Below are 7,002 nucleotides of genomic sequence, written 5' to 3'. Positions count from 1 at the left end.
GGGTGTCGAAACCGGCCCTCCCCGTTCGACGCGGTGGTGAGAGCAAGGCAGACACCTGCGAACGGAGCCCGAGATGACCACCACCGCCACCCGACCGGCAGGCCGGAGCACCAACACCACCGCCACCCGTGTCGGCTACGCCTTGAGCGGGGTCGCCGTCGTGTTCCTGCTGTTCGACGCCGTCATCCACCTGCTCGTGCTGCCGCAGGTGGCCGAGGCCGCCGGGCAGTTGGGGTTCCCGGTGTCGACCATGCCGGTGATCGGGGCGCTGGAGCTGGTCTGCCTGGTCCTCTACGTCGTACCGAGAACCTCGGTGCTGGGGGCGATCCTGCTCACGGCGTTCCTCGGCGGCGCCATGTCGGCGCAGGTCCGGGTGGGGGCACCGCTGCTGTCGACGGTGCTGTTCTCCGCCTACGTGGCGGTCGTGGTGTGGGCGGGGCTGTACCTGCGCAACGCCGCGCTGCGGTCGGCCATCGGCGTCGTGCGCGGCTGATCGGGGCGGGTTGGGCGAACAGCGCGCGGCGGGTGGGTGACCGGGAGTTGAACTCGGGAACCCGCCCGCGCCCGCGTGCCTAGAATCCGGACTCCCGGGCCCCGCACCGGGCTCACGCTGGAGTGCGAGGTTCGATGGTGCACGACGAAGTGACCCGCTACCGGCTCGTGCGGTTGCTCGGCCGCGGTGGCATGGGTGAGGTGCACGTCGCCGAGGACACCATGCTGCACAACCGGCAGGTGGCGCTGAAGCTGCTCTCGGCGGGGGCGCTGACCGACCCGGACCTGGAGCGGCGGTTCCGGCAGGAGTGCGAGCTGGCCGCGCAGATCGACCACCCGAACGTGCTGCCGGTCTACAACTACTCCGTGGGCGAGAAGCCCTACATCGCCATGCGCTACGTCGACGGCACCGACCTCTCCAGCGAGATCAAGGCGCACCCGGGCGGCCTCGACCCGGAACGGGCGGTGCACGTGGTCTCCCAGGTCGCCGCGGCGCTCGACGCCGCGCACCGCAAGCACCTGCGGCACCGGGACGTGAAGCCGTCGAACATCCTGCTGGAGCGGGTCTCCACGGCGGGCGGCGAGCACGCCTGGCTGTTCGACTGGGGGATCGCCCAGCCGATCGAAGCGCAACCGCTGACCGGGCTCAACCAGATCGTCGGCACCCCGCACTACATCGCCCCGGAGCGCCTGGACGGCACCAGGTCCGACCACCGCGCCGACGTCTACGCCCTCGCCGTGGTGCTCTACGAGTGCCTCAGCGGTCGGCGGCCGTTCGCCGGGGACGACATGTCCGTGCTGGTCGCGCACATGCAGACCCCGCCCCCACCGCTGCCGGACTCGATCGGCGACGGGCTGCGCGCGGTGGTGGCCAAGGGCCTGGCCAAGAAGCCGGACGAGCGCTACCAGAGCGCGGGCGACCTCGCCGCCGCCGCGCGCGACGCCCTCCGCGAGGAGCAGCTCAGCCGCCTGCGGGCGTCACTGGCGGGGGAACTGGCGGCCGGGAAGCCCAAGCGCGGCCGGTCGACCACCCCGCAGAAGCGATTACCGGTGTGGCCGCGCGGGCGGGGAGCCGGAACACCGGAGCGGTCGGCGCCCGCCGGACCCGACGGGCGGACGCCCGCCGGTTCGGAGGGGCGGCAGCCAGGGGGCCAGGAGAGGGGAACGCCCGCCGGGCCGCAGGGGCGGGTGCCCACAGGTTCGGAGGGGTGGCCGCCTGCCGGGCCGGAGGGGCGGACGCCTGCCGGTTCGGAGAGTCGTCCGCCTGCCGACCCGGAGGGCCGGGGGCTTGCTGGGCCGCAGGGCCGGGCGCCTGCAGGCCCGGAGGGGCAGGGGCTTGCCGGGGCGGGAGGCCGGGCGCCCGCCGGGCCGGGTGGGCAGGGGCTTGCCGGGGCGGACGGGCGGGTACCCGCTGGGCCGGAGGGCCAGGTGGCTGCCGGTCTGGATGGGCAGGGGCCTGCCGGGCCGGAGGGGCGGGTACCCGCTGGGCCGGAGGGCCAGGTGGCTGCCGGTCTGGATGGGCAGGGGCCTGCCGGGCCGGAGGGGCGGGTGCCTGTTGGTTCGGAGAGTTGGCCGCCTGCCGGGCCGGGGGGCCGGGTGGCTGCTGGCCTGGATGGGCAGGGGCCTGCCGGGGCGGATGGGCGAATGGGCGCTGAGCCGGGGGGCCGGGTGCCTGCCGGGCCGGAGGGGTGGACGCCTGCTGGTTCGGAGGGATGGTCGCCTGCCGGGCCGGAAGGGCGGGAGCCTGCTGGTTCGGAGGGATGGCCGCCTGCCGGGCCGGAAGGGCGGGAGTCTGCGGGGTCAGAGACGTGGACGCCTGGTGGTTCGGAGAGGCGGGAGTCTGCGGGGTCGGAGGCGTGGGCGCCTGCTGGTCCGGAGGGGCGGGTGCCTGCTGGGTCGGAGGGGTGGGAGTCTGCCGATTCGGAGGGGGCGCCCGCGAGGGCGGGGTGGCGGGAATCCCTCGGGTCGGAGACGTGGCTGTTCGGTGGGTCGGGGGAGCGGGTGGCTGCCGGGGGCAGGGCGGTGGAGCCGGGGGCGCGGGGGCCTGGGGGGTCCGCGACCGGTGGGGCCGGGGGGCGCCTGGCGGGGGTGCGCGTACCCGAGGTGGTGGCCGGGGGCGCGGTCGGCGGGATCGTCGGCGGTGCGCTGGTGTTCATCGGGGTCGCCGGGGTGTGGATCCTGTTCGCACTGGTGGTGGCGGGCGCGCTGCTGGCGTTCGGGGTGCGCGGGCCCGCCGCGCCGCCGGGGCCCGCGCGGCCGGACGACCACACCCGCGACGCGGGAGGGCTCCCGCCACCTCGGTCCTAGCGTCGTGCACGACCGGCCCGCACCGACCAAGGAGCCCCCGTCGATGGGCATGTACTTCCTCGAACCGCTGACCCCGAGCCTGCTGCGGCACGAACCGCTGCTCGACGGCGCCCCGGCGCCGGTGGGCACGCTGTTCGTCCTCGGCGAGGAGGGCGGGTACGCCGTGGCGCCGCGGGCGCGCAGCACGCTGGTGCTCGGCCGCAACAGCCCCGACGTGCACGTGACCGTCGGGGCCGGGGACTGGTACGTCAGCCGGGAGCACGCCACGCTGCGCTGCGCCCCCGACGGGCGGTGGACGCTGCGCAACGGCGGCAGGCTGCCGATCCGCATCTCCGACGCGCCCGCGCTGCTACACGAGCACGAGACCACCGTGCCGCACGGCTACACCCCGCTCTACATCCAGGGCAGCCGCCTGCACGTGGTGGAGCTGCTGGTCAGCTCGGGGCGGCGCGGTGCGGACCGGGTGCGCCCGGGGACCGGCACCCGCGACCTGGCCTGGCCGCTGTCGCCGCGGGAGCGGTTGGTGCTGGTGGCCCTGTTCCAGTTGCACCTGCTGCGCGCCGACGACGCGCACCCGCTGTCCTGGAACGAGACCGCCCGCAGGCTCAACGAGGTCCCCCGCCAACAGGGGTGGACCGACCGGCGGGCTGAGCACGCCGTGGACGGGGTGCGCAAGCGGCTGGCCGCGGCCGGGGTGGCGGGGGTCACCGCCGACTCGGCGCACCCGGACGCCATCAAGCGCAACCTGCTGCGGGTCCTGCTCGACACCGCCACCCTCGTGCCGCCCGACCTGCGGCTGCTGGACACAGGAACAGGAGATTGACGTTGTGGTGCAACAGGGACGGGCTCCGGTGACCGCGCCGGGGAGGCGCGGGGGCACGGCGCGGCTGGTCGCGCTGGTGCTGGGCGTGGCGATCATCGCCGTCGTCGCGGTCTACGTGGCCAAGGGCGGTGGGAGCGGTGCCGCCGGTGGGTCCTGTGTGGACGAGCCGGTGACCGAGGTGCACGGGGTGATCGGGTCGGAGAAGGAGGAGTTCTTCCGCGACCCCCGGGTCGTCGAGCGGTTGCGGTGCCTGGCGCTGCGGGTCGTGGTGGACTCCAGGGGGTCGCTGGACATGGTGGACCCGCTGCGGCGGGAGGGGCACGGGTACGACTTCGCCTTCCCCGGCAGCCGCACCACCGCCCGGGAGATCCTGGACGACCAGGCGATCCGGCACGAGCTGCCCGCGCTGGACCCGTACGAGGTCTTCTCCTCGCCGATGGTCATCGCCACCGTGTCCGAGACGGTCACCGCGCTCAGGGCCAACGGCGTCGTGCGGTCGGTGGCCGACCAGGACGTGGTGGACCTCGGGCGGGTGCTGGAACTCGTCACCGCGGGCACGACGTGGAGCGCGCTGAACAAGGACGGTCCCGCCACCGACCAGACCCCGGTGCTGCTGTACTCCACCGACCCGGACGCCTCGAACTCCGGGTTCCTGCTGCTGGCCGCCGCCGCGTGGACCCGCAACCAGAACCGGGCCGAGATCGGGGCCGAGAACATGGCGGCGGTGGCGGCGCAGGTGTGCCCGCTGTTCGCCGCGCAGGGCGGCAGCAAGCCGATCAAGAGCCAGGACCTGTTCGACCAGTACGCCGGGCAGAACCCGCGCACCCCGATGGCGTTCGTCTACGAGTCGCAGTACCTGTCGGCGAAGGTGCTCCCCGAGGGCCACGACGTGCTCTACCCGAGCCCGGGGATCGCCTCGGTGCACACGGTGATCGCGCTCGACGCGAAGGGGCAGCGGGTCGGGCAGGTGCTGCGCGACGACGACGAGCTGGCGCGGCTGGTGGCCGAGCACGGGTTCCGGCCGCAGGGGCGGACCGTGCAGCCCAGGGGGTTGGCCGACCCGCCGGTGACCGCGGCGGAGTCACCGTCGTTCGACGAGATGCGGTCGCTGGTCGACCGGTTGGTGGCCATGCGCGCGTCCGGGAAGAGGTGTGGGGGATGAGGGTTCTCGGTGCGGTGCTGCTCGCGGCGCTCTGCCTGACCGCGTGCACGCAGGAGGCGCCGGTGGCCGGACCCGGGGAACCGGGGACGCTGCGGGTGCTGGCGGGCAGCGAGCTGGCGGACATGAAACCGGTGCTGGACAAGGCCGCCGAGGCGACCGGGGTGCGGGTGGAGCTGACCTTCGTCGGCAGCCTGGACGGGGCGAAGCAGGTCGCCGACGGCACCGCGGACGGCAAGTACGACGCGGTCTGGTTCTCCTCCGCCAACTACCTGCGGACCTTCCCCGGCGCCGGGTCGCACCTGGGCACGTCGGTGCAGACCATGGCCTCGCCGGTGGTGCTGGGGCTGACGAAGTCGACCGCGGACCGGCTCGGCTGGGCGGGCAAGCCGGTCCGCTGGCCGGACGTGGTGGCGGCGGCGAGGGCGGAGCAGTTCACCTTCGCCATGACCGACCCGAACGCCTCCAACACCGGTTTCTCCGCGCTGCTGGCGATGACCGCGGCCCTGGAGGGCAGCGGCCGGGTGCTCGACGTGGAGGCGATCGGGAAGGTGGCCGAGCAGGTGGCGGCGCTGTTCTCCGTGCACCGGCTGACCGCGCCGTCGTCGGACTGGCTGACCGACGCCTACGTCGAGCGCAACGCGGGCAGGCAGCCGGGCGGGCCGATCGACGGGCTGGTCAACTACGAGTCGTCGCTGCTCGCGCTCAACCGGTCCGGGCGGCTGCCGGAGCCGCTGACCCTGGTCTACCCGACCGACGGCGTGGTGGTCGGCGACTACCCGCTGACCGCGCTCGCGGGCGCTTCCGCCGGGGCGCGCGACCTGCACCGGCGGCTGACCGAGTACCTGCGGACCCCGGACGTGCAGCGGTCGATCGGGGAGACCACGTCCCGGCGCCCCGCGGTGCCCGGGGTGGACCGCCCGCAGGGGGTGCCCGGGTCGCTCAACGAGATCCCGTTCCCGGATAGCTGGGCGGCGATCGAGGCGCTGTTGCAGGCATACAACGACGACCTGCGGCGGCCGTCGCGGGTGGTCTACGTGCTCGACGTGTCCGGGTCCATGGCCGAGGGCGGTCGGCTCGACGGGTTGAAGGCGGCGCTGAAGGAGCTGACCGGCGCCGGGTCGGAGCTGGCGGGGAAGGTGTGCGGGTTCCGCAAGCGGGAGGAGATCGTGCTGCTGCCGTTCAACAGCCGCCCGCTGCCGCGGCACGACTTCGCCGTGGACGCGGCGGACCCCGGCCCGTCGCTGGCCGCCATCCGGTCCGATGTGGACGGGCTGCGGGCGGGTGGCGGCACGGCGGTCTACGACTCGCTGATCACCGCGCACGGGCTCGCCGCGGGCGCGGGCGACCGCTTCACCAGCGTGGTCCTGATGACCGACGGCGAGAACACCGACGGCGCCGGGCTGCCCGCCTACCTGGACTTCCTCGCGAAGGCGCCCCCGGTCCCGGTGTTCCCGATCCTGTTCGGGGAGGCCAACGAGACCGAGATGCGCACGGTGGCCGACCGCACCGGCGGCGAGTACGTCGACGCGCGCACCGAGAGCCTGGCCGCCGCGTTCTGCGAGATCCGCGGGTATCAGTGACGCAGGCCCAGGTGGAACCGCAGGACCCGGACCCGTTCCCGGCCCAGGGTGGGCGCGGCCCGGGCGATCAGGTCGGCCCAGGGCGCGTCGCCGGGGCGCAGGTAGGCCGTCGCGGACCCGGTGCGCAGCCACTCGGCGACGTCCCGCTCCGCCGCGCCGTGCAGCGGGTCGGCGGGGTCGGCGAGCAGCAGCAGGTCGGTGTGCAGGCGGCAGGCGGGTGAGGCCACGCGCAGGAGCGCGTACGCGGCGGTGCGCTGGTGCGGGGGGTTCCCCGGCGCCGGCGCCTCCCGCAGGAACGGCTCGGGCGGCGGGGTGCCGCGCAGGGCCCGCAGCGCGCGGCGGCTGACCCGGGGCGACGGGTCGGTGAGCAGCGGTGCCAGGAGGGCCGGGGTCCCGGCGCCGAGGGCGTGCACGGCGTCGACCGCGGCGGCGCGCATCCGGGCCAGGGGCGCGGTCAGGAGCGGGATGACGGCGTCGGCGTCCGCGCGGGAACCGGTCTCGCCCAGGCCCGCCACCGACTCCGGGGTGGGCGGGTCGACCCGCCGGTAGTGGGCGGCGGGGTCCTCGCCCGCGCGGCGCAGGGCGGCCTGGGCGGTGGCGCGGACGACGGCGGTCCGGTCGGTCAGCGCCGCCGCGGC

General features: G+C 75.2%; 5 protein-coding genes and 1 pseudogene. 5 read left to right on the top strand and 1 reads right to left on the bottom strand.

Annotated features, from left to right (window positions below; translation table 11 throughout):
- The first annotated feature begins 73 nt into the window (after nucleotides 1-73).
- The 5 genes from L6E12_RS30850 (at nucleotide 74) to L6E12_RS30830 (ending at nucleotide 6,364) form a co-directional block, all read left to right on the top strand.
- Nucleotides 74-493 carry a DoxX family protein gene (locus tag L6E12_RS30850; protein ID WP_236231449.1) on the top strand — a complete coding sequence of 140 codons (420 nt, stop codon included), beginning with the start codon at nucleotides 74-76 and terminating at the stop codon, nucleotides 491-493.
- Between the two features lie 134 nt (nucleotides 494-627).
- Nucleotides 628-2,799 carry a protein kinase gene (locus tag L6E12_RS30845; protein WP_236231448.1) on the top strand — a complete coding sequence of 724 codons (2,172 nt, stop codon included), beginning with the start codon at nucleotides 628-630 and terminating at the stop codon, nucleotides 2,797-2,799.
- A gap of 43 nt (nucleotides 2,800-2,842) precedes the next feature.
- Complete coding sequence (locus L6E12_RS30840; protein WP_236231447.1) at nucleotides 2,843-3,622, top strand: FHA domain-containing protein; 780 nt, start codon at nucleotides 2,843-2,845, stop codon at nucleotides 3,620-3,622.
- Nucleotides 3,623-3,650: 28 nt separating this feature from the next.
- Nucleotides 3,651-4,784, top strand: coding sequence for a hypothetical protein (locus tag L6E12_RS30835; protein ID WP_236231446.1), 1,134 nt, complete (start codon nucleotides 3,651-3,653; stop codon nucleotides 4,782-4,784).
- A complete protein-coding gene (locus L6E12_RS30830; protein ID WP_236231445.1) occupies nucleotides 4,781-6,364 on the top strand; it encodes a VWA domain-containing protein in 1,584 nt (527 codons plus the stop codon). Before L6E12_RS30835 ends, L6E12_RS30830 begins: the two co-directional genes overlap by 4 nt.
- On the opposite strand, the pseudogene L6E12_RS30825 reads toward L6E12_RS30830, so the two are convergent.
- Nucleotides 6,358-7,002, bottom strand: a pseudogene (locus L6E12_RS30825) (hypothetical protein); the annotation flags it as partial. The gene L6E12_RS30830 and the pseudogene L6E12_RS30825 sit on opposite strands and share 7 nt — an antisense overlap.

It is taken from the genome of Actinokineospora sp. PR83, assembly GCF_021056305.1.
Classification (GTDB): Bacteria; Actinomycetota; Actinomycetes; order Mycobacteriales; family Pseudonocardiaceae; genus Actinokineospora; species Actinokineospora spheciospongiae.
This window is presented reverse-complemented; position numbering and strand designations above follow the sequence as displayed.